Origin of the sequence: Streptacidiphilus sp. P02-A3a (assembly GCF_014084105.1) — a bacterium.
Taxonomy (GTDB): domain Bacteria; phylum Actinomycetota; class Actinomycetes; order Streptomycetales; family Streptomycetaceae; genus Streptacidiphilus.
In genome coordinates, this window is record NZ_CP048289.1 from 8,452,419 (window position 1) to 8,473,849 (window position 21,431).

The window sequence follows — 21,431 nt, forward strand, 5'->3', positions numbered from 1 at the left end:
GTCGGACGCCGACCGAGCGAAAAGCCGCATCAGATCACACGTTCGAGCGATTGCCGCCATGATCGGGAATGGGCGTTCGGATTGTCGACTCATCGCTTCGGCACGCCAGCGGGATTGACCCGGCGGCTTGAGGGGCAATCAACCTACGATGCCGTAGGTTACGGAACCGTAGGCAGGCTCCCGCCCCCTTCTTCTCACGTCGCGAGGTAGCGAGACATGACCACTCAGCCCGCCGAAGACACTGGCACCCCCCAGCCCTCGGCCGTACTGACCCAGCCGCGCCCGGCGCCGGAGGGTCCGGCCACCCGGGGCGGGGAGACCAAGGGCTTCGCGGAGCAGTTCGCCCTCGGCTCGTTCATCTTCGTGCCGTTCCTGGCCCTGCTCGCCGCCGTGCCGGTGGCCTGGGGCTGGGGTCTCGGCTGGCACGACGTGGTGATCATGGTGGTGATGTACTTCACCGCCTGCCACGGCATCACCATCGGCTTCCACCGGTTCTTCACCCACGGCTCGTTCAAGGCGAACCGGGCCCTGAAGATCGCCCTCGCCGTCGCCGGGAGCCTGGCCATCGAGGGGCCGGTGGTCCGCTGGGTCGCCGACCACCGCAAGCACCACAAGTTCTCCGACAAGGAGGGCGACCCGCACTCGCCGTGGCGCTACGGCGAGTCGGTCCCGGCGCTGCTCAAGGGCCTGTGGTGGGCGCACATGGGCTGGCTGTTCGACGAGGAGCAGACCCCGCAGCACACCTACGCGCCGGACCTGGTCAAGGACCGGGACGTGTCCTGGGTCTCCCGCCAGTTCGCCTTCTTCACGCTCACCTCGCTGCTGCTCCCGGCGCTGGCCGGGGGGCTCTGGTCGTGGTCCTGGCAGGGGGCGCTGACCGCGTTCTTCTGGGGTTCACTGGTCCGGGTGGCGCTGCTGCACCATGTCACCTGGGCGATCAACTCGATCTGCCACGCCACCGGGAAGCGCCCGTTCAAGTCCCGCGACCGCTCCGGCAACGTCGCCTGGCTGGCGGTGCTGTCCTGCGGCGAGTCCTGGCACAACCTGCACCACGCCGACCCGACCTCGGCCCGGCACGGGGTGCTGCGCGGCCAGGTGGACTCCTCGGCGCGGCTGATCCGCTGGTTCGAGCTCGCGGGGTGGGCCCGCGACGTCCGCTGGCCGAGCCCGGAGCGGATCGAGGCCCGGCGGGCGGCATGATGGTCCTGTGAGTGACAGCAGCGGTGGTTCAGGGGGCGCCGGGAGCAGTCCGGGCCCCGCGAAGGCGGCACGCGCACGCAGGGCACCGGCGACCGGAGGACGCGCGGCCCGAGTGCGGATGAGCGGGAAGCAACGGCGGGAGCAGCTGCTGGACGTCGGTCGGATGCTCTTCGCGGAGCGCGGCTACGAGGCGACCTCGGTGGAGGAGATCGCCTCGCAGGCCGGCGTGTCCAAGCCGGTGGTGTACGAGCACTTCGGCGGCAAGGAGGGGCTGTACGCGGTCGTCGTGGACCGCGAGATGCAGCTGCTGATGGACATGGTCACCGGCTCGCTCACCGGTGGCCACCCCCGGGAGCTGTGCGAGGAGGCGGCGTTCGCGCTGCTGGACTACATCGAGACCTCGACCGACGGCTTCCGGATCCTGGTCAGGGACTCCCCGGTGGCGCAGTCCACCGGGACCTTCGCGTCGTTGATCAACGATATCGCGACCCAGGTGGAGGACATCCTCGGGCACGAGTTCAAGTCCCGGGGGTACGACCCGAAGCTGGCGCCGATGTACGCGCAGATGCTGGTGGGGATGGTCGCGCTGACCGGCCAGTGGTGGCTGGACGTGCGCAAGCCGGGGAAGGCCGAGGTGGTGGCCCACCTGGTGAACCTGGCCTGGCACGGCCTGGAGGGGATGGAGCGGCGTCCGCAGCTGGTCGGCCGGCGCAAGAACTAGTCGGCGTCGGGAACCGGGCGGCGTCGGGAACCGGGCGGCGTCGGGAACTAGGCGGCGTCGGGGGTCTTGACGGCGACGACGAAGATCCGGCGGAACGGCAGCACCGTGCCGTGCGGGGTGGCCGGGTAGGCCTGGTCCAGCAGCGCGCCGTACTCGGCCAGGAACTCCTCGCGGTCGGCCGGGTCGGTGAGCGCGGCCAGGACGGGGCGCAGCCCGGTGCCGAGCATCCAGTCCAGGACCGGGCCGCCGGGGGTGTCCCGGGAGCCGGTGAGCAGCTGGCAGTAGGTGGTCTCCCAGGCGTCCACGGCGCAGCCGAGGTCGGCCAGCCGCCGCAGGTAGTCGGCGGGCCCGTGCACGGCGGCGACGTGCACCTCGCCGAGCGGGCCGGACCAGCGCGGGGTGTCCCGGAGTCCGGCGAGCAGGGTGTGCGACGGCGAGTCGAAGTTCCCGGGGACCTGGAAGGCGAGGACGCCGCCGACCGGCAGCGAGTCGATCCAGCCGGGGAAGAGGTCGGTGTGGCCGGGGACCCACTGGAGCGCGGCGTTGGACAGGATCAGGTCGGCGTCCGGCCGGTAGCCGCGGATGTCCCCGGCCTCGAAGCGCAGGCCGGGGTGGTCGCGGCGGGCCCGCGCGATCATCGCCGGTGAGTTGTCGACTCCGACGATCTCGGCCCCGGGCCAGCGCTCGGGCAGCGTGGCGGTGGTGTTGCCGGGCCCGCAGCCGAGGTCGACCACCCGCCGCGGGCTGCCCGGTACCCGGCCGACCAGGTCGTGGAAGGGTCGGCTGCGGTGCCCGGCGTGGTGCAGGTACTGCGCGGGGTCCCAGGTGTGGGTGCTCATGCTCGGCTCCAAATATCTCGACATCAAGATACTTCGAGTGTGACCGACCGGGTTTCTTGATGTCAAGAGACTTCACATCGACACATCCACCACTACACTGTCCCCATGGAGGACGAGGTCGACCGGCTGGTCAACGCGTGGCGCCGCGAGCGCCCGGACCTCGACGTGGAACCGCTGGAGGTACTGAGCCGGGTCAGCCGCCTGGCCCGCCACCTCGACCGGGCCCGCCGGATCGCCTTCGCCGAGCACGGCCTCGAACCCTGGGAGTTCGACGTGCTCACCGCGCTGCGCCGGGCCGGGGCCCCCTACCAGCTCTCCCCCGGGCAACTGCTGACGCAGACCCTGGTCACCTCCGGCACGATGACCAACCGGATCGACCGACTGGCCGGGAAGGGCCTGGTCCAGCGGCTGCCCGACCCCGGCGACCGCCGCGGCGTACTGGTCCGGCTCACCGAGTCCGGCCAGGAACGCGCGGACGAGGCGCTGGCGGGCCTGCTCGCCCACGAGCGGGCGCTGCTGGCCGAGCTCTCGGCCACCCAGCGCGGCGATCTGGCCAACCTGCTGCGGCGCCTGGTCGCGCCGTTCGACAACCTGCCGGAGTAGGACCGACGGTCTGAGACCGGCACGGCCGGGGAAGGCTCCCGGTGCGGCTCCGCCGTGTCCCCTGACGTCCTGGCTCAGGGGGCACGGCGGAGTCCTTCGCACGGACGGTGGATCCCCCTTGGCGCGGACCGTGGTGCCGCCGGGACGGGACGGCAACGGGCGGGCGCACGGGTCTTGCCAAAAGCTACTCACCGGTTGCCATACTCCCTGGGACCGGGGCCCGCATCCGAACGCGGCGCCCCACCAAGGGGGTCCCACTCGTGCTCAGCAGCTCCCGCACCATCCGCGCCCTCGGTGGCGTCGCCGCCGCGGCCCTGGCCTCGGCGGCACTGACCGGCGCGGCCTCGCCCGCCACCGCGGCCACCGCCCAGGGCGCGCAGCACTCCCAGCACCACGGGCAGCACGGTTCGCGGCACCACGGCAAGGAGTACTACGTCTCCCTCGGCGACTCCCTCTCGGTCGGTTTCCAGCCGAACGTCGACGCCAACACCTCGGCGTCGTACCCCGACCAGCTGTACGCCAAGCTGAAGAAGCGGGACCCGGAGCTGGTCCACGTCAGCTTCGGGTGCAGCGGCGAGACCACCCAGACGATGATCAGCGGCGGCATCTGCGCCTACCCGGACGCGGCCTCGCAGCTCGCGGCGGCGGTGAAGTTCCTCGACGGCCACCGCGGCCAGGTCCGGCTGGTGACCCTCGACATCGGCGCCAACAACGTGGACGGCTGCGCCGGTAGCACCGGCCTCGACCTGGCCTGCGCCGAGAAGGGCATCGCCACGGTGGCCACCCAGCTGCCGCAGATCACCCAGCAGCTGCGCCGGGCCGGCGGCTCCCGCCCGCGGTACGTCGGGATGAACTACTACGACCCCTTCCTCGCCGCCTGGCTCACCGGACCGACCGGCCAGCAGGAGGCCGAGCAGTCGGTGACGCTGTCCACCACCTTCAACGCCGCGATCCAGGCCGGACTGCGCCGCTCGGGCTTCGAACTGGCCGACGTCTCCCGGACCTTCGCCACCGACGACTTCACCCACCAGGTCAGCGTGCCCGGGCTGGGCCAACTGCCGGTCAACGTCGCCCACGTCTGCCAGTGGACCTGGGAGTGCACGCCGTACCAGAACATCCACGCCAACACGCTCGGCTACGGCGTGATCGCCGGTGTCTTCCAGCGGGTGCTGGAGCGGCGCCGCTGAGACCGCGCCGCCCACGGCCGCACCAGGACCGAGCCCGCCCCCGCCGTTCGGGGGGCGGGCTCTCCGTTTCCCGGGGGACAAAGACGAGAAAAGGGTATGCAACGATGAAGATCCTCTGATAAGGGATGGGGAGGGACGTGTCGTCCGAAACAACGCCGAACCGCCGGAACGCCTGGCGCCCTCGGGCAGCCGCCGTGGCCGTCTGGTACCTGCGGATCACCGCGCTGCTGAACTTCCTCGGCGCCGTCTCCGCCCCCTTCCGCAGCCAGGTCACCCGGCACAACACCGGCGACTTCTTCACCCCCTACCTGCTCACCGCGGGCTTCAGCTCCGGCGCGCTGGCGCTGTTCATGGCGGTCATGCTGCGCCGCCGGAAGCGGGCCGCGTGGCTGTTCAACGTGGTGCTGGTGAGCCTGTACCTGCTGCTGGTGGCGCTCTTCATGGCGGTCTACCCGGAGGCCAAGGACCTCTGGTTCAACTGGATCTCCATGATCTTCACGCTGATCCTGCTGCTGGCGCTGGTGGTCGGCCGCAAGGAGTTCCAGGCCAAGGGCGACCGCGCCAACCCCTGGCTGGCGCTGGCCGCGCTGGTCGGCGGCGGCGCGGTGGCGGTGCTGCTGGGCACGGCGCTGGTCTCCGCGACCAACACCGCCACCGGCTCCACCCTGTGGGGCCGGGCCGGCTACACCCTGATGCGGGTCTACACGCTGGCCCCCTCCGGCAGCGCCTACCGGGACATCCACACCCCGCACTGGGTGGACATCACCATCAACGTGATGAGCGTGCTGATCTTCCTGCTGGTGCTGTACACCCTGTTCCGCGCGCCCAAGGGCAAGGAGTACCTGGCCCCGGCGGACGAGGCGCGGCTGCGGGAGCTGCTGGACCGCAACGGCGAGCGGGACTCGCTGGGCTACTTCGCGCTGCGGCGGGACAAGTCGGTGCTGTTCTCCCCCTCCGGCAAGGCCGCCGTGGTCTACCGGGTGGTCGGCGGGGTGTCGCTGGCCTCGGGCGACCCGATCGGGGACATGGAGGCCTGGCCGGGGGCGATCGAGCTGTGGCAGGCGCAGGCCCGCGAACACGCCTGGCTGCCCGCGGTGATGGGGGCCAGCGAGGAGGGCGGCACGGTCTACGCCCGGCACGGGATGAACGCGCTGGAGCTGGGCGACGAGGCCATCGTCGAGGTCTCCGAGTTCACCCTGGAGGGGCGCGCGATGCGCAACGTCCGCCAGGCGCACAAGAAGGTCGGACGCGCCGGTTACACCGTCCGGGTGCGCCGCCACGCCGACATCCCCGAGCACGAGATGGACACCCTGCTCCAGCGCGCCGACCACTGGCGGGACGGCCAGACCGAGCGCGGCTTCTCGATGGCGCTCGGACGGCTCGGCGACCCGGCCGACGGCCAGTGCGTGATGCTGGAGTGCCACGACGGGGAGGGCGTGCTGCGGGCGCTGCTCAGCTTCGTGCCCTGGGGCCGGGACGGCCTGTCGCTGGACCTGATGCGGCGCGACCGGGAGTCCGACAACGGACTGCTGGAGTTCATGGTGATCGAGCTGATCGGGCAGGCCGAGAAGGTCGGCTTCGAGCGGGTGTCGCTGAACTTCGCGATGTTCCGCGCCGTCTTCGAGCGCGGCTCCCGGCTCGGCGCCGGACCGGTGCTGCGGATGTGGCGCTCGGTACTGCTCTTCTTCTCGCGCTGGTGGCAGATCGAGTCGCTGTACCGGGCCAACGCCAAGTACCGGCCGATCTGGGAGCCCCGCTACCTGCTGTTCGAACGAAGCAGCGACCTGCCCCGGATCGGGCTGGCCTCGGCCCGGGCCGAGGGGTTCATCACCACGCCCAGCCTGCCCAGCCTGTTCAAGCGTCGGCACCGCCCGGCGCTGGAGACCTGAGCGCCCGGCATCCGTGACCGCCCGTACCGGTTGAACTTTGTCCTATTTTGCTAGGATATTTAGGTTGTATGAACGAAGAGAGCGGAGGAGCTGTCATGTCGAACGCCCATCCGCTGGTTCGGGCCGTCGAGGCCGAGTGGGGCGCGCTGTACCGGGCGGTGCGGGTACCGATCGCCCGCCGGGGCCTGGCGGCGATCCCGCTGACGCTGGTGGCGACCGCGTCGATCGTGGCCTTCCAGATGCTCCAGCACACCATCGCCGGGGCGGCCCTGGTCCAGCGGACCGGGGTGATCCAGGCCTCGCTGCCGCTGTGGCAGGAACTGCTGCGCACCCCCCTTTCGCTGTTCGTCCCGGCCCCTGACCTGCCGGTCTGGGGTGCGGCGGTGCAGGTGTTCCTGGTGTTCGGGATCGCCGAGGTCACCCTGGGCCGCTGGCGCACCCTGGTCCTCGCCGTCCTCGGCTCACTGGCCGGGACGCTCTACGCCCGCAACGGCGTCCGGATCGGGCCGCACGAGGTCTTCGGGCTGCCCTTCGCCGACGCCTTCGCCCGGGACACCGGGCCCTCGGCGGCGGTGGTGGCGCTGGCTGTGTGCGTGGCCTGGCGCTACCGGGCCTGGTTCACCGGCGGCCTGCTGGTCCTCGGCCTGGCCCTGGAACAGGCGCTGCTGCCGAACCTGGCCGGGGCCGAGCACCTGGCGGCGATCGCGTTCGCGATCACCGCGTCCGCGTACGGCGAGGCGATCGGCCGCCAACTGGGACGCACCGCCGGCGCCCTGCGCAGCGCGCTGGCGCTGGGCCCGATCGCCGAGCAGGTCCGGCGCACCGGCGGGCAGCTGGCCGGCTGACCGGCGCTACTCGACCGGCCCGACCCCCGCGCGCCGGGCCAGCGCGACGGCGGCGAGGGTGGAGTGCACCCCGAGCTTCCCGAGGACGTTCTGCATGTGGGTGCGCACGGTGTGCGGCGACAGGTACAGCCGGTCCGCGACGGCCTGGCGGCCGAGCCCGGCGACCATGCAGCGCAGCACCTGCTGCTCGCGCGGTGTCAGCGACTCCACCAGCCGCTCGCTCTCGGTGCGGTCCCGGCGGGCGGCGGTGAGCTCCCGGACCACGCCGGTCAGCAGCAGCGGCGGGATGTGCGTCTCGTCCCGCAGCACCCCCCGGACGATGGCGGTCAGCCGCCCCAGCGAGCTCTCCTTGGCGACCCAGCCGCCCGCACCGGCCTGTAGCGCGCGGACGATGCGCCGGGGGTCGTCGTCCGCCGACAGCACGATCGCGTGCAGCTCCGGGTGGGCCGCGCGGGCCCGGGCGACCAGCGCGATGCCGTCGACGGCGGCCGCGCCCTCCCGAGGCCGGGGCGGCGCGGCGGCGGCGCTGTCGGCGCGCGGCGCCGGGACCCGCGCCCCGGCCGGTACCGGCGGGGCGATCCGCGCGGCGACGGCGGGCGGTCGGCGCTGCGCGGGCAGCGGGACGACGGCGCGGCCGGGCGGGCGCGGCGGATCGGCCGGATGCTGCTCGGCGCCGGGGGCGCCCCGTCCGGCGGGCGCGGGTGTCCGGGCGTCGCCGGGTGGCGGTCCGGGCGCCAGGTCGGCGTCCACCAGCAGCACCTGGAACGGTCGGTTCTCGGCGACGGCGCGGTCCAGCGCCCGCTCGGCCGCCTGGACGCTGCCGGCCGCCGCGACGTCGATGTCGGGTTCGGCCGCGAGGGCGGTGGCCAGCGCCTCGGCGAAGATGCGGTGCCCGTCGGCGACCAGGACCCGGATACGCCCCACGGTTCTCCCCCCTCGTCCGGCACCGACCCCCCGCCGGTCCCGCAAACTCAGGGTAGGGCCAACAGCCTGCCCACAGCATGGGAAGCGCCGGACCGTGCCCGCACGAGGCGACGGCCGGGGCCGCGAGCCCTCCGCTCGCGGCCCCGGCCGTCGTACAGGCAGGCGAATCAGCCCTCGTTGTGCACCGCCGCCGGGAACCCGAGGCGGCGGGCGCCCGCCGACGGAACAGCGGTGAAGCTGCGCGGGGGCTTCCAGCCCGCCGCCGCGAAGGCCTCGGCCACCGCGCCCGCGATCCGCTCCGCGTCGGCCCGCTCGGCCAGCACCACGACCGAGCCGCCGAAGCCGCCGCCGGTCATCCGCGCGCCCAGCGCCCCGGCGGCGGCGGCGGTGGCCACCACCAGGTCGGTCTCCTCGCAGGACACCGCGAAGTCGTCCCGCAGCGAGGCGTGCCCCTCGGTCAGCAGCGGGCCGATACCGCGCAGGTCACCGGCGTCCAGCAGGGCGACCACCCGCTCCACCCGGGCGTCCTCGGTCACCACGTGCCGGGTCAGCGCGCGCAGCTCGCCCTCGGGCAGCCGGGTCAGGGCCGCCTCCAGGTCCGTCGGCGGGAGGTCTCGCAGGGCGGCCAGGCCCAGCAGCTCCGCAGAGCGCTCGCAACCGGCGCGGCGCGCGGCGTACGCGCCGTCCGCCAGCTCGTGCTTCACCTGCGTGTCCACCACCAGCAGCACCAGCCCGGCATCCGCCAGGTCCAGCGGCACCTGCCGCGAGCTCAGGTCCCGGGTGTCCAGGAACAGCGCCGCGCCCGGCGCGCAGCAGCTCGACGCCATCTGGTCCATCACCCCGCAGGGCACCCCGGCGAAGTCGTTCTCGGCCCGCTGCGCCAGCAGCGCGATCCGGGACGGCTCCAGATCCAGCCCGTACAGGTCGCTGTAGGCCAGGCCGACCGCGCACTCCAGCGCCGCCGAGGACGACAGACCGGCGCCGACCGGCACGTCGCTGTCCACGTACAGGTCGGCGCCGCCGACCTCGAAGCCCGCTTCCCGCAGCGCCCAGACCACGGCCGCCGGATAGCCCGCCCAGCCGCTGACCGCGCCCGGGACCAGCCCGGCCAACTCGACCTCGGCGCCCTGCGCGGCCTGCGCGCTGTGCAGCCGCAACCGCCCGTCGTCGCGCCGGGCGGCGGCGACCCGGGTGGCCTGCGGCAGCGCCAGCGGCAGCACGAAGCCGTCGTTGTAGTCGGTGTGCTCGCCGATCAGGTTCACCCGGCCCGGCGCCTGCCAGACGCCCTCGGGATCGGTGCCGTAACGCGCCCGGAAGCCCTCGACGGCGGCGTCGCGGAGGTCGTCGCGCTCGTCGGCGTCGGGCGCCGGGGTGTGAAGAGGGGGCACTGCTTGCTCCTTAGTCCTGTTCCTGGGCGAGGGCGAAGTTCCAGGCGTCGGCGACGATGCCGTCCAGGTCGGCCCGGGTCGGCTGCCAGCCGAGGACCGTCCGGGCGCGCTCGGCCGAGGCGACCAGCACCGCCGGGTCGCCGGGGCGCCGCTCGGCGGTGACCGCGGTGATCTCGCGGCCGGTGACCCGCCGCACCGAGTCGATGACCTGGCGGACCGAGAAGCCGCTGCCGTTGCCGAGGTTGCAGATCAGGTGCTCGCCGGGCCGGGCGGCGGCCACCGCCAGCAGGTGCGCCTCGGCCAGGTCGGCCACGTGGATGTAGTCGCGGACGCAGGTGCCGTCCGGGGTGGGGTAGTCCTCACCGTAGACGGCGATGTGCGGGCGCTTGCCCAGGGCCGCCTGGATCACCAGCGGGATCAGGTGCGACTCGGGGTCGTGCCGCTCGCCCTGGACGCCGTACGCCCCGGCCACGTTGAAGTAGCGCAGCGACACCGCGGCCAGCCCGTGGGCGTTGGCCTCGCTGGTGATCATGTGGTCGACCGCGAGCTTGGTCGCGCCGTACGGGTTGGTCGGCGCGGTACGGGCGGTCTCCTCGATCGGGGAGAGCTCCGGCTCCCCGTAGACGGCGGCGGTGGACGAGAACACCAGCCGCCGGACGTCGGCCTTGCGCATCGCGCTCAGCAGTTCGAGTGAACCGGCGACGTTGTTGCGCCAGTACTTCTCCGGGTCCGCCACCGACTCGCCGACCTGGGAGCTGGCGGCGAAGTGGAGCACCCCGTCGAAGGAGCCGTCGAGCACCTCTCCGGCGTCCTGGATCCGCCCCTGCACGAACGCGGCCCCGGCGGGCACCGAGAGCCGGTGCCCGGTGGACAGGTCGTCCAGCACGACCACCTCGTGCCCCGCCTCGACGAGGTGCGCGCCGACGACCCCGCCGACGTATCCGGCGCCACCGGTGACCAGGTACTTGCTCATGGGGAGACCTCTCGTAGCCGCTGCGCCGCCGTCTCCGGCGACACGTCGTTGATGAACACGTCCATGCCGGATTCGGAGCCCGCCAGGAACTTGAGCTTGCCTACGGTACGACGGATCGTGAACAGCTCCAGATGCAGTGCCAGCTCACCGCTGCTGCCGGGGCCCGAACCGACCGGGCTCTGGTGCCAGGCGGCGATGTACGGCGTCCGCCCGGGCCTGGCAGCGGCCCCGGCCGCGGGATCCACGAACAGCAGGTCGAAGCGGCGCAACAGGTCCAGGTAGACCTCGCAGAACTCGGCGCGCTCGGCGTCGTTCAGCGCGAGCAGGTCGGCCACCCGGCGGTTCGGGTAGAGGTGCACCTCGTACGGCCAGTGCGCGGCATACGGGACGAACGCCGTCCAGTGCTCACCGGCGATGACCACCCGGTCGGCGGAGCCGCCCCGGGCCGCGAGCTCGTCGGCGAGCAGGTCGTCGAAGAGGTTCCGCCCGGTGCGGCGGCGGTGGGCGGCGGCGGCGCCCAGCATCCGCTCGGTGCGCGGGGTGACGAACGGGTAGGCGTAGATCTGGCCGTGCGGGTGACCGAGGGTCACCCCGATCTCCGCCCCCCGGTTCTCAAAACAGAACACCTGCTCCACCCCGGGCAGGGCGGACAGCTCAGCGGTCCGGTCGGTCCAGGCGTCCAGTACCAGACCGACCTGCTGCGGCGTCAGGTCGGCGAAGGAGGCGTCGTGGTCGGAGGTGAAGCAGACCACCTCGCAGCGGCCGTTCCCGGGCCTGGCCAGCTTCGGCAGCGGACCGGCCCCGCGCTCGGCGACCGCCGGGGCCGCGCTGGTGAGCGAGGGGAAGCGGTTCTCGAACACCACGACGTCGTAGCCGTCGGCGGGGATCTCGCTGAGCCGCCCGTCCCGGGAGGGGCACAGCGGGCACTCGTTCGCCGGCGGGTGGTAGATCCGGCCCTGCCGGTGCGAGGCGATGATCACCCATTCGTCCAGCAGCGCGTCGTAGCGGAGCTCCGAGGCGGTGCTGGTGGCCCCCAGCGGCCGCAGGTCGGCGGCGTCCCTGACGACGTCGTCGAGCGCGTCGTAGTAGATCAACTCTCGACCGTCAGCCAACCGGGTGCTGGTCTTCTTCACGCGAGGCTCCACCTTCACACCTGACCGGACCGTTTGCCAACACATTCAAACACAATGACTCAGTAATCAACAGATGTGAGTGGCCCCCATCTCAGCCGCTGATGTGCGAAACCCCCAGCGGCGCGCGGGCGGGCGCGGGCAGGCGCGGGTGGGCGCGGGCGCGTGCGGGCGCGGGCAGATGCGTGCGGGCGCGCGGGTGGGCGCGGGCGGGGCGCGGGCGGGCCGGGGCGGGCGCGGGCGGGGCGCGGGCGGGCGGGCGGGCGCACGGCCCCGGCGCGGCTGTGGCCGGTCCGGCGGGCTGCCGGACCGGCGGGGGTGGTTCGCTCAGGGGCGGGTACGGCGGCGTCAGTCGCGGGCGGCCAGCTCCAGGAGGCCGGTGCGGGCGGCCACGGCGGTCGCCTCCAGCCGGGTCCGGGCGCCCAGCTTCATCAGCACCCGCTGGACGTGGGTGCGGGCGGTACTGGGGGCGATCGCCATGCCCTCGGCGATCTCGCGGGTGTCCTCGCCCTCCGCGATCCGGATCAGCACCTGCACCTCGCGCCGGGTCAGCAGCCGCAGCAGCCGCACCGCCTCACCGTCGGGCTCGGCCACCGGCCGCAGCAGGTGCTCGAACACCGACTGGAGCAGGTCCGGCGCCACCGCCGCCTCGCCCGCCCTGACCCGGGTCAGGGCCCGTTCGACGCCCTCTATCCGTTCGTCCTGCCGGACATACCCCGACGCCCCCGCGGCCAGCGCCGAAGCGACCCCGGACAGGTGCAGCACGGTGCCCATGACCACGACCGCGACCTCCGGCCGCTCCCGCCGGATCCGCCGCACCACGTCGAAGCTCGCCGGGTCCTCCGGATGGGCCACGCCCAGCAGGCAGACCTCCGGCCTGCGGTTGGCCACCAGGTCGGCGGCGGCCCCCACCGGGGTGCCGACCGCCAGCACCCGGTGCCCGCGCAGTTGCAGCGCCGTCGCCAGCGCCTCGGCCAGCAGCCGGTGATCGTCCGTCACCACGAGCCTGACGCCCACGGTGCCCCCTCTCGCTCGGCCGTACCCGACCGTGACGCACCATCACAACGCATTCCGTGCACGGACCGCCAGCACTTCACCGGCCAGGACACGTCCGCTTCTGCGACCCGACCATCTTTGGCAGTCTGGGCGCCATGTCCACGCCCCAGTACCGGCCGAAACCCGCCCCGACGCCCACACCCCCGCGCTCGGCGCCGCCCGCGCCTCCGCGCCGAAACGGCGATCCACCGCTGGTCGCTGACGCCGCCCGGTTGCTCGACCGCCCCGGGCGGCGCCTGCTCGGGTTGTGCGGACCGCCCGCTGCCGGGAAGTCCGCCCTCGCCCGTACCCTCGTGGACGGAATCAACGTACGCCTCGGCACTGACACTGCCGCGTATCTGCCACTCGACGGATTCCACCTGTCCAACCAGCAACTGGAACGCCTGGGCCTCGGCGACCGCAAGGGCTCGCCGCCGAGCTTCGACGTGTACGGCTACGCCGCGCTGCTGCGCCGGGTCGGCGCGGTCCCGCTGCCCGACCACGACGTCTACGCGCCGGACTACGACAGGACCCTGCATGAACCGGTCGCGGCCCGGCACCGGATCGCGCCCGGCGTCCGGCTGGTGGTGGCCGAGGGCAACTACCTGGGGCTGGACGCTCCCGGCTGGCGCGAGGCGGCGGAACTGCTGGACGAGCTCTGGTACGTGGACGCGCCCGACGAGCTGCGGGAGCAGCGGCTGCGGGAACGGCACCTGGGCAACGGCTCGTCGGCGGAACGGGCCCGGGCCCGGGTCGAGGGCAACGACCGGCCGAACGGCGAGCTGGTGAAGTCCTCGCGCGGGCGCTGCACGCGGGTGGTCGGCACCGGCTGACCACGACGCGGTCCCGGTGCGAGCTCGGTGCGAGCTCGGGAACGCCGAAGGCCCCCCGCCACTCGGGCGGGGGGCCTTCGGTCCTTCCGGAGCCCCCATGCGGAATCGAACCGCAGACCTTCTCCTTACCATGGAGACGCTCTACCGACTGAGCTATAGGGGCGAACGAGGAAGACAATACCTGGTCACTGCCCCGAATACGAAATCGCCTCGGCCGCCGCGAGCAGTTCGACCGCTTCTGCGTGATTCGCCTGTTTCGGCAGCGCGCGCAGGCACAGCAGCGAGCAGCAGCAGGCCGCCACCAGGTACCAGCCGACCGCGTAGGAGCCGAGGCTCGCGGTCAGTCTGGTCGCGATCAGCGGCGCCAGTGCCCCGCCGGTGAGCGCGCCCAGGTTGTAGCTCACCGACGAGCCGGAGCAGCGCACCTCCGCCGGGAACAGCTCCGGCAGGAACGCCGGGATCGGGCCGTGCAGCAGGCCGAGCGCGACCATCGCCCCGGCCAGGCCGAGCAGCACCAGCGACGGCCGGGCGGTGTCCAGCAGCGGGACCAGTGGCAGCGACCAGAGCAGTGCCGCCGCCATCCCGGCCCGGATCACCGGTCGGCGCCCGTACCGGTCGGAGAGCAGCGCACCGGCGTAGGTCGCGGCGCCGAGGATCAGGTTGGACACCAGCAGCAGGGCCAGCATCCGGGTCCTGGGCATGTGCAGGTCGCCGGTGGCGTGCGCGAGGGCCCAGGTGGTGGCGACGTAGAAGAAGACCGAGCCGCTGACGACGGTGCCCGCGCCGAGGAGCAGCAGCCGCAGGTGCCGTCGCACCACGGTCACCAGCGGCGCCCGGTCCCCGTCGGGCCGGTCCGGGTCCGCCGCCCGGGCGGCGGCGGTGGCCAGGAAGGCCGGCGACTCCTCCACCCGCATCCGTACGGCCAGGCCGAGGCCGACCAGACCGGCGGAGGCCAGGAACGGCAGCCGCCAGCCCCAGGCCAGGAAGTCCGCCTCCGGCAGGAAGCGGGACAGCGACCAGAACAGCCCGGTGGCGACGGCGAAGCCGAGGCAGGGCCCGAGCTGCACGTACGCGCCGAAGCGGCCACGGCGGCCGGGGGGCGCGTGCTCGATCGCGAGCAGCGCGGCGCCGCCGAACTCGCCGCCGAGGCCGACACCCTGGAGGAACCGCAGACCGGTGAGGGTGATCGGCGCCCAGATCCCCCATTCGGCGTAGTCGGGGAGCAGGCCGACGGCGGTCGTCGACAGGCCCATCAGCAGCAGCGACCCGATCAGCACCCGCTTGCGCCCCACCCGGTCCCCGAGATGCCCGAAGAGCACCGCGCCGGTGGGTCGGCCCAGGAAGCCGACGGCGTAGACGGAGAAGGCGGCGAGCAGCCCGTTCACCGGGGTGAGGTGCGGGAAGAAAGTGCGACTGAAGACGAGGGCGGCGGCGGTGCCGTAGATGAAGAAGTCATAGAACTCAGTGGTGGAGCCGATGAGTACGGCCGGAATGACACGACTGGGGGCATTTCCCGACATCTCGCCATTCTCGGCCCCGGGGGCCCTGACAGCCGGTCACCACCCGAGCGACGGCGAGTCTCTCCCCCCGGCCGGGGGCTCCACCGAACCGACTGACCGTTACCGGGGCAGGTGCGCATAGGGATCGCGTGGTTCGGGTGCCGACGACACCCGGCCCCGCAGGCGCCTCCGGCGCACCACCACTCCCCCGACCCCCGCGAGCACCAGCACCCCGACGCCCGCGCCCACCAGCACCCCGGCCCCGCCACCGCTCCCCCGCGCGACGGCACCGCCGGCCCGCCCCGCACCAGGCGAACCCGCCTTGGGCGCAACGGAGCTGGCCGCCACGACCGGCAGCAACGGATTCACCCCAGCAGCCCCGGGATCACCGGGCGTCACCAGAGCGACCCGCGGCCGAACGAGCCCGTAACCGAAGTAGGGGTCATGAACACCCGGCCGGCTACCGGCATTGGCGGTGTTCATCAGGACCCGAATGACCTGGTCCGCCGTCCACGTCGGATGAACAGACCAGAGCAGAGCAGCCGAGGCGGAGACCAGCGCAGTGGAGTCACTGGTGCCGTGGCTCGTGCAGTACCCAGTCGGCCCTACACAGGCCCGGTACATGTTCGCTCCTGGTGCGGTGAGCGCAACCTGCGGGCCGTATTCGGATTCCGTGGCCACGTTGCCCTTTTGGTCGGTCTCTCCCACGCCGACGACTCCGGGAAAAGCAGCGGGATACTCGGCGGGATTTCCCGAGGCCCCATCGTTGCCAACTGCCGCGACGATCAATTTTCCTTTGGACAATGCATATTCGACCGCGTTGCGTACATTTGACTCATCCTCGGTCTGGGACATCGAGATGTTGATGACCTGGGCACTGCTGTCGGCTGCGGCACGAATCGCCTCGGACATCTGCTTGGCGAAATCCATGGAAAAAACATCCTCGTTGCCACCAGCAGGCACGATGCGCAAGGGCAGGATCTTCGCGCCAGGGGCAAGACCGTACATTCCATTGTCGTCCCAGCCCTTTCCCGTCCCCACCATGAAGCTGGCCATCCCTGTCCCGTGGCCGTCCGTGTCAGTGTCCGCGCCGCCTGGGAGGGCTGAGAAGTTCTGGCCGGGGAGTACCTGACCGGCCAAGTCCGGGTGATCGGCGTCAACTCCGCTGTCGATCTCAGCGATAGTGATGCCCTTTCCCGTCGAGATGGGCCACACCGCGTCCGGCACATGCATGGCGTCGATCCACCACTCCTGGGCCCGGATCGACGTGAGCGAGGGGGAAGCGCCGGCACTTGACGCACCCCCCGACACCAGGGCCATCGTTGCGGCCAGCACAGCCGTGACGCGCGACACCGATCGCATACCCGACAGTGCCATCCGGCTCTCCTCGTCATCCTTGTGAGTCACCCAGTCGAAGCGCTACTCAATCACCGCAGGATTGGCCCCGGACGTAGCTGACGTCCAGGTCTCCCCGTCCTCCACCAGATATGCGGCACGGCGGCGTCTCCGCTTGCTGCTACCGTCGCCCATCTGTCCCATTCCGCCCATTCCCATCCCACCGGGCAGAAATTCCCCGGCGTGCTGAGAATCTGTCGTACTTCCGGTAGGAATGGCCTCCGGGCTGATCCCTGTCTCGGCTGTGGGTGACGGCACATTGGCCGAGCCGCCGATACCGGCCACATCGCCAATCGCCCCGATCTCGCGGACATATGCTGCGCTGGTTGGGCCCCTGTCTACTCCCATCGCTGTCGCGCCGAAGTGGCCTCCGCTCTCGGCAGGCATGGCGGTGCCGCCACTGATACCGATATCCCGCTCACCCGCTGGGGCGCCGGAACCGGTCGACGCACGACCACCCGCGCCGTGGGCCGTACCCGGCCCACGTGCTTCGCCACCACCGTATCCAGCGCTTCCGCTCATACCGAGCAACGACGGAGGCACGATGGCCCCACTCCCTGGAGCCGTTCCACCTCCACCGATGCCTCCGCCTGCGGTGTGGGTGTTCGGGGCCGGAGCCTCGTAAGGGTGGGTCCCCTGAAGCACCGTCGACATACCACCACCGGAGTTGCCCGTACCCAACAACGGGGACTGCACTGCTACGAACGTCCTGCCAACCGCACCTGTCGGGGATCCGCTGGAAGAGCTCCCCGCAGGACTCGTGCCAGAACGCAGCCCACCATCGCCATACGGTGACGAGGCCCCTTGCCCCGGCCAGCTGCGTGCTGCGGAGTCGGCCCCGGTGTCGGCATAACCGCTGCCCTGCGGCGGCATCAGGGTGCTGGGGAGTGGGGGGAAGGTGGGGATCGTGCTGACGCCCATCGTGGCTACCGCGCCGACGTACGCGCCGCCGAGGCTTTCCATCTGGCCCAGGGCTTCCTGGTAGGCCGACTGGATGTTCGCCTGGGCCCTGGTCGCGGCGTCCTGGGTGATGCCCCCGGCGGGGACGGTCTTGGGGTCGCCTGCGGTCAGCAGTTGCTGCTTCCGGAATTCCGCGACCGTCCGCAGGTCCGCCGTCGGTACCGGCGGCATCCCGGCGATCGTCGAACCCAGCTGCGTCCCGGCCATGGTGAGCGCCACGGCGGTGTTGTTGGCGTAGATCGACAGGGTGTCGGTCGCGGAGACCACCTGCCGTGCCCAGCCGGTGAAGGCGTCGGCGGCCGTGCCGGTCCACTGGAGACCGGCGAGGTGCTGGGCCAGGTCGTCGGCCAGGGACTGGATCTGGGTACCGGCCTTGGCCAGGGTGTCACCGACCAGGAGGATCTGCGTCGGAGAGGCGCCCTGGACCATCTCCCAGAGCTGCTCGTGCGTGCAGTTCTCGAAGTCGGTTACCGGGCTCCAGTCGTCGGCGCCCGAGCCGATGGTCTTCACTGCTCCCCGCTCCTCACGTCTGCCTGCTCCCGGTCCGGGTGGGCGCCGGGGCCGGCGCCGACGCGGCGGCGGCGAGTTGCTGGGCGACGGTCCGGTTCGCCTGTGCGGGCGGTGGCTGGGAGGCGGTGGTCTGGTTCTGGATCAACCAGAGTCTGGAGATCTGTTCGGCCTCGACGTGCTCGTAGCCGACCTGGGACACCTGGAGGGTGATGCCCATGGCGTTGATCTGGTCGGTGAGCGTCCGGGACAGGGCCTGTAACTGACTGTGGACGACGCCGTAGCGCTCCACGAGGAGCTTCACCTCAGCGAAGGTGTTGCCCAGTTGACTTTCCGTCAGTCCCTGGCGGCCGATACTGCCCGGCGCGGCCGGGCCCGAGTCCAGCGAGGCGAGCAGGGCGTTGACGCGGTCGCGGAACGCGGTCAGGGTGTCGATCTCGACGCTGACCGCGCCCGGTGGGCCGGATGTGGTGGTGACTGGGCTCTTCTCGGTCATTCGTCCCCCGCACTTGTGGCCTACTCAGTGCACAGACGAAAATACCCCACCACACCGGCGACGCACCGGCGTTCACTCGACCGGGGGCGGGTCAGACGTCCTCGGCGAGCTCCAGCCAGGACAGTTCGAGGTCGTCCCGCTCCTCCTTCAACGCCCGGAGCTTCGCGTCGAGTTCGGCGACCTTGCCGAAGTCGGAGGCGTGCTCGGCCAGTTGCTCGTGCAGCTTGGCCTCGTCCTTGTCGAGCCTGACGATCTGCCGCTCGATCCGCTGGAGTTCCTTCTTCGCCGCCCGGGTGTCGCCGGTCTTCTTCGGGAAGCTCGCGGCCGGGGCGGCGGCCGCGGTGCGCTCGGCGATCACCTGGCGGCGCTCAAGGTACTCGTCGATGCCCTTGGGCAGCATCCGCAGCGCCTGGTCGCCCAGCAGCGCGTACACCACGTCGGTGGTGCGCTCGATGAAGTACCGGTCGTGGCTGACGATGACCAGCGAGCCGGGCCAGCCGTCGAGCAGGTCCTCCAACTGGCTCAGGGTCTCGATGTCGAGGTCGTTCGTCGGCTCGTCCATGAACAGCACGTTGGGCTCGTCCATCAGCAGCCGCAGCAGTTGCAGGCGGCGGCGCTCACCGCCGGAGAGGTCGCCGACCGGCGTCCACTGCTTCTCCTTGGTGAAGCCGAAGGTCTCGCAGAGCTGGCTGGCGGACATCTCCCGGCCCTTGCCGAGGTCGACCCGGCCCCGTACCTGCTCGACCGACTCCAGCACCCGCAGCGTCGGCGGAAGCTCCGCGACCTCCTGCGAGAGGTAGGCGAGCTTGACGGTCTTGCCCACCACCACCCGCCCCGAGGCGGGTTGCAGGTCGCCGTCGCTCGCCCAGGCCGTCTGCATCGCCCGCATCAGCGAGGTCTTGCCCGCGCCGTTGACACCGACCAGGCCGATCCGGTCGCCCGGGCCGAGGTTCCAGGTGAGGTGCTCCAGCAGCAGCTTGGTACCGGCCTGGATGGTGACGTCCTCCAGCTCGAACACGGTCTTGCCGAGGCGGGAGTTGGCGAACTTCATCAGCTCGGCGCGGTCGCGCGGCGGCGGCACGTCGGCGATCAGCTCGTTGGCGGCCTCGACCCGGAACCGGGGCTTGGAGGTGCGGGCCGGGGCGCCGCGCCGCAGCCAGGCCAGCTCCTTGCGGACCAGGTTCTGCCGCTTGGTCTCCTCGGTGCTGGCGATCCGCTCGCGCTCGGCGCGGGCGAAGACGTAGTCGGAGTAGCCGCCCTCGTACTCGTGCACCGTGCCCGCCTGGACGTCCCACATCCGGGTGCAGACCTGGTCCAGGAACCAGCGGTCGTGGGTGACCACGACCAGCGCCGAGCGGCGGGCGCGCAGGTGCCCGGCGAGCCAGGCGATGCCCTCGACGTCGAGGTGGTTGGTGGGCTCGTCCAGCACCAGCAGGTCGGGCTCGGCGATCAGCAGCTTGGCCAGCGCGATCCGGCGGCGTTCGCCACCGGACAGCGGGCCGATCACGGTGTCCAGGCCCTCGGCGAAGCCCGGCAGGTTCAGGCCGCCGAACAGGCCGGTGAGCACGTCGCGGATCTTGGAGTTGCCCGCCCACTCGTGGTCCGCCTGGTCCCGGATCACCTCGTGCCGGATGGTCGCGGCCGGGTCCAGCGAGTCGCTCTGGGTCAGCGCGCCGATGCGCAGGCCGCCGACGTGGGTGACCCGGCCGGTGTCGGCCTCCTCCAGCTTCGCCATGATCCGGGTCAGGGTGGTCTTGCCGTCGCCGTTGCGGCCGACGACGCCGATCCGGTCCCCCTCGCTGACCCCGACGGACACGCCGTCGAGGACGGCGCGCGTGCCGTACACCTTGGTGACGGCTTCGACGGTGACGAGGTTGACTGCCACGGCTGCTCTGCTCCTGCGGGGGCTGGGGGACCTGCTCTGGGCCCCCAGCCTAGTAGGCGCGGAGCCGGGAGCGCGCGGACGGGAGTCCGAGGCCGGTCCGAGGCCGGTCCGAGGCCGCCGACGGCCCGCCCCGACCGGGTCCGGCGCCGGGCTCGGGAGGGCGGTCAGCCGACCACCGTCGCGCCGCTCACCGGGCCCTCGGTGACCCGTACCTCGCGGCAGGTGCCGGAGGCGGCCAGCGCCCCGGCGACGCTCGCCGCGTCCTCGGCGCCCTTGGCCAGGAACGCGCAGGTGGGCCCGGAGCCGGAGACCAGCGACCCGATGGCGCCCGCGTCGCTGCCCGCCCGCAGGGTCGCCGCCAGCGACGGGCGCAGCCCCAGCGCGGCGGCCTGCAGGTCGTTGCCGAGGGCCGCGCCGAGCGCCACCGCGTCCCCGTCGCGCAGCGCCGCCAGGAGCGCCGGGTCGGCCGCCGGGGCCGGGACGTCGTCCTCGCCCGCGCCGCCGCGCAGCGAGCGCAGCCGGTCGCATTCGGTGTAGACGGCGGGGGTGGACAGGCCGCCGTCGGCGACCGCGAACACCCAGTGGAAGCTGCCGCTGACCGGCACCGGGGTCAGCAGCTCCCCCCGGCCCTCCCCCAGTGCCACGCCGCCGAGCAGCGCGAACGGTACGTCGCTGCCCAGTTCGGCGGCGAGCGCGGCGAGTTCGGCGGGGCTGCTGCCGATCCCCCACAGCGCGTCGCAGCCGACCAGCGCGGCGGCGGCGTCGGCGCTGCCCCCGGCCATGCCCCCGGCCACCGGGACGTCCTTGGCGATGTGCAGCCGCACCGAGGGCTCGATGCCGTGCCGGGCGGCGAGCAGCGCGGCGGCCCTGGCGGCGAGGTTGCTCGGGTCGGCGGGCACGTGCTGGGCGTCGGTACCCTCGACGGTCACGCTGAGGCGGTCGGCCGGTGCGACGGTCACCTCGTCGTACAGTCCGACGGCGAAGAAGACCGTGGCCAGGCCGTGGTAGCCGTCGGCCCGGCGACCACCGACCGCCAGTTGGACGTTGACCTTGGCCGGGACGCGCACGGTGATGGACGGCGACACTGGCGGGTGCTCCCCTTGCTCACTGCTGGTTCGGGTG

19 protein-coding genes and 1 tRNA gene are annotated in these 21,431 nt (G+C 72.4%); 7 read left to right on the forward strand and 13 right to left on the reverse strand.

Annotated elements, in window-relative coordinates; all coding sequences use genetic code 11:
* Positions 1-216 precede the first annotated feature (216 nt).
* Both GXP74_RS35705 and GXP74_RS35710 read left to right on the forward strand, forming a co-directional pair.
* Positions 217-1,200 (forward strand): acyl-CoA desaturase, encoded by a 984-nt coding sequence (locus tag GXP74_RS35705; protein WP_182455365.1) that lies wholly within the window; start codon positions 217-219, stop codon positions 1,198-1,200.
* Between the two features lie 7 nt (positions 1,201-1,207).
* Positions 1,208-1,921: a TetR family transcriptional regulator gene (locus GXP74_RS35710; protein WP_370468507.1), complete on the forward strand. Its 714-nt coding sequence runs from the start codon at positions 1,208-1,210 to the stop codon at positions 1,919-1,921.
* Positions 1,922-1,968: 47 nt separating this feature from the next.
* On the opposite strand, the gene GXP74_RS35715 is transcribed toward GXP74_RS35710, so the two are convergent.
* On the reverse strand, positions 1,969-2,760 hold the full coding sequence (locus GXP74_RS35715) for a trans-aconitate 2-methyltransferase (protein ID WP_182455367.1): 792 nt from the start codon (positions 2,758-2,760) through the stop codon (positions 1,969-1,971).
* A gap of 105 nt (positions 2,761-2,865) precedes the next feature.
* Here GXP74_RS35715 and GXP74_RS35720 point away from each other — a divergent pair, with 105 nt between their 5' ends.
* The 4 genes from GXP74_RS35720 to GXP74_RS35735 all read left to right on the forward strand — a co-directional run bounded on the left by GXP74_RS35720 (position 2,866) and on the right by GXP74_RS35735 (position 7,284).
* Positions 2,866-3,363: a MarR family winged helix-turn-helix transcriptional regulator gene (locus tag GXP74_RS35720; protein WP_182455368.1), complete on the forward strand. Its 498-nt coding sequence runs from the start codon at positions 2,866-2,868 to the stop codon at positions 3,361-3,363.
* A gap of 260 nt (positions 3,364-3,623) precedes the next feature.
* Positions 3,624-4,550 carry an SGNH/GDSL hydrolase family protein gene (locus GXP74_RS35725; RefSeq protein WP_182455369.1) on the forward strand — a complete coding sequence of 309 codons (927 nt, stop codon included), beginning with the start codon at positions 3,624-3,626 and terminating at the stop codon, positions 4,548-4,550.
* Positions 4,551-4,675: 125 nt separating this feature from the next.
* Positions 4,676-6,439: a phosphatidylglycerol lysyltransferase domain-containing protein gene (locus GXP74_RS35730; RefSeq protein ID WP_182455370.1), complete on the forward strand. Its 1,764-nt coding sequence runs from the start codon at positions 4,676-4,678 to the stop codon at positions 6,437-6,439.
* 95 nt (positions 6,440-6,534) lie between these two features.
* Positions 6,535-7,284 (forward strand): hypothetical protein, encoded by a 750-nt coding sequence (locus GXP74_RS35735; protein ID WP_182455371.1) that lies wholly within the window; start codon positions 6,535-6,537, stop codon positions 7,282-7,284.
* Between the two features lie 6 nt (positions 7,285-7,290).
* Here the strand turns inward: GXP74_RS35735 and GXP74_RS35740 are convergent, their stop codons facing one another.
* The 5 genes from GXP74_RS35740 to GXP74_RS35760 form a co-directional block, all read right to left on the reverse strand.
* Positions 7,291-8,208: a response regulator transcription factor gene (locus GXP74_RS35740; RefSeq protein WP_182455372.1), complete on the reverse strand. Its 918-nt coding sequence runs from the start codon at positions 8,206-8,208 to the stop codon at positions 7,291-7,293.
* 167 nt (positions 8,209-8,375) lie between these two features.
* On the reverse strand, positions 8,376-9,596 hold the full coding sequence (galK, locus tag GXP74_RS35745; RefSeq protein ID WP_182455373.1) for a galactokinase: 1,221 nt from the start codon (positions 9,594-9,596) through the stop codon (positions 8,376-8,378).
* A 10-nt stretch (positions 9,597-9,606) separates the two neighbouring features.
* Positions 9,607-10,569, reverse strand: a complete 963-nt coding sequence (gene galE, locus GXP74_RS35750) for a UDP-glucose 4-epimerase GalE (RefSeq protein WP_182455374.1) — start codon at positions 10,567-10,569, stop codon at positions 9,607-9,609.
* A complete protein-coding gene (gene galT, locus GXP74_RS35755) occupies positions 10,566-11,702 on the reverse strand; it encodes a galactose-1-phosphate uridylyltransferase (protein WP_182455375.1) in 1,137 nt (378 codons plus the stop codon). The genes galE and galT overlap by 4 nt, the downstream gene beginning before the upstream one ends.
* Before the next feature lie 345 nt (positions 11,703-12,047).
* A complete protein-coding gene (locus tag GXP74_RS35760; RefSeq protein ID WP_182455376.1) occupies positions 12,048-12,716 on the reverse strand; it encodes a LuxR C-terminal-related transcriptional regulator in 669 nt (222 codons plus the stop codon).
* A gap of 134 nt (positions 12,717-12,850) precedes the next feature.
* Here GXP74_RS35760 and GXP74_RS35765 point away from each other — a divergent pair, with 134 nt between their 5' ends.
* Positions 12,851-13,567 (forward strand): nucleoside/nucleotide kinase family protein, encoded by a 717-nt coding sequence (locus GXP74_RS35765; protein WP_225448420.1) that lies wholly within the window; start codon positions 12,851-12,853, stop codon positions 13,565-13,567.
* A 90-nt stretch (positions 13,568-13,657) separates the two neighbouring features.
* Here GXP74_RS35765 and GXP74_RS35770 read toward each other — a convergent pair.
* The 7 genes from GXP74_RS35770 to GXP74_RS35800 form a co-directional block, all read right to left on the reverse strand.
* Positions 13,658-13,730: transfer RNA gene (locus GXP74_RS35770), tRNA-Thr, on the reverse strand.
* Positions 13,731-13,752: 22 nt separating this feature from the next.
* A complete protein-coding gene (locus GXP74_RS35775) occupies positions 13,753-15,087 on the reverse strand; it encodes an MFS transporter (protein ID WP_182455377.1) in 1,335 nt (444 codons plus the stop codon).
* A 99-nt stretch (positions 15,088-15,186) separates the two neighbouring features.
* Positions 15,187-16,473, reverse strand: coding sequence for a type VII secretion-associated serine protease mycosin (gene mycP, locus GXP74_RS35780; RefSeq protein WP_225448421.1), 1,287 nt, complete (start codon positions 16,471-16,473; stop codon positions 15,187-15,189).
* Positions 16,474-16,485: 12 nt separating this feature from the next.
* Positions 16,486-17,931, reverse strand: a complete 1,446-nt coding sequence (locus tag GXP74_RS35785) for a WXG100 family type VII secretion target (protein WP_182455378.1) — start codon at positions 17,929-17,931, stop codon at positions 16,486-16,488.
* Between the two features lie 13 nt (positions 17,932-17,944).
* On the reverse strand, positions 17,945-18,424 hold the full coding sequence (locus GXP74_RS35790; protein ID WP_182455379.1) for a hypothetical protein: 480 nt from the start codon (positions 18,422-18,424) through the stop codon (positions 17,945-17,947).
* Positions 18,425-18,515: 91 nt separating this feature from the next.
* Positions 18,516-20,309, reverse strand: a complete 1,794-nt coding sequence (locus GXP74_RS35795) for an ABC-F family ATP-binding cassette domain-containing protein (RefSeq protein ID WP_182455380.1) — start codon at positions 20,307-20,309, stop codon at positions 18,516-18,518.
* Positions 20,310-20,473: 164 nt separating this feature from the next.
* Positions 20,474-21,394, reverse strand: coding sequence for a 4-(cytidine 5'-diphospho)-2-C-methyl-D-erythritol kinase (locus GXP74_RS35800; RefSeq protein WP_225448422.1), 921 nt, complete (start codon positions 21,392-21,394; stop codon positions 20,474-20,476).
* Positions 21,395-21,431 lie beyond the last annotated feature (37 nt).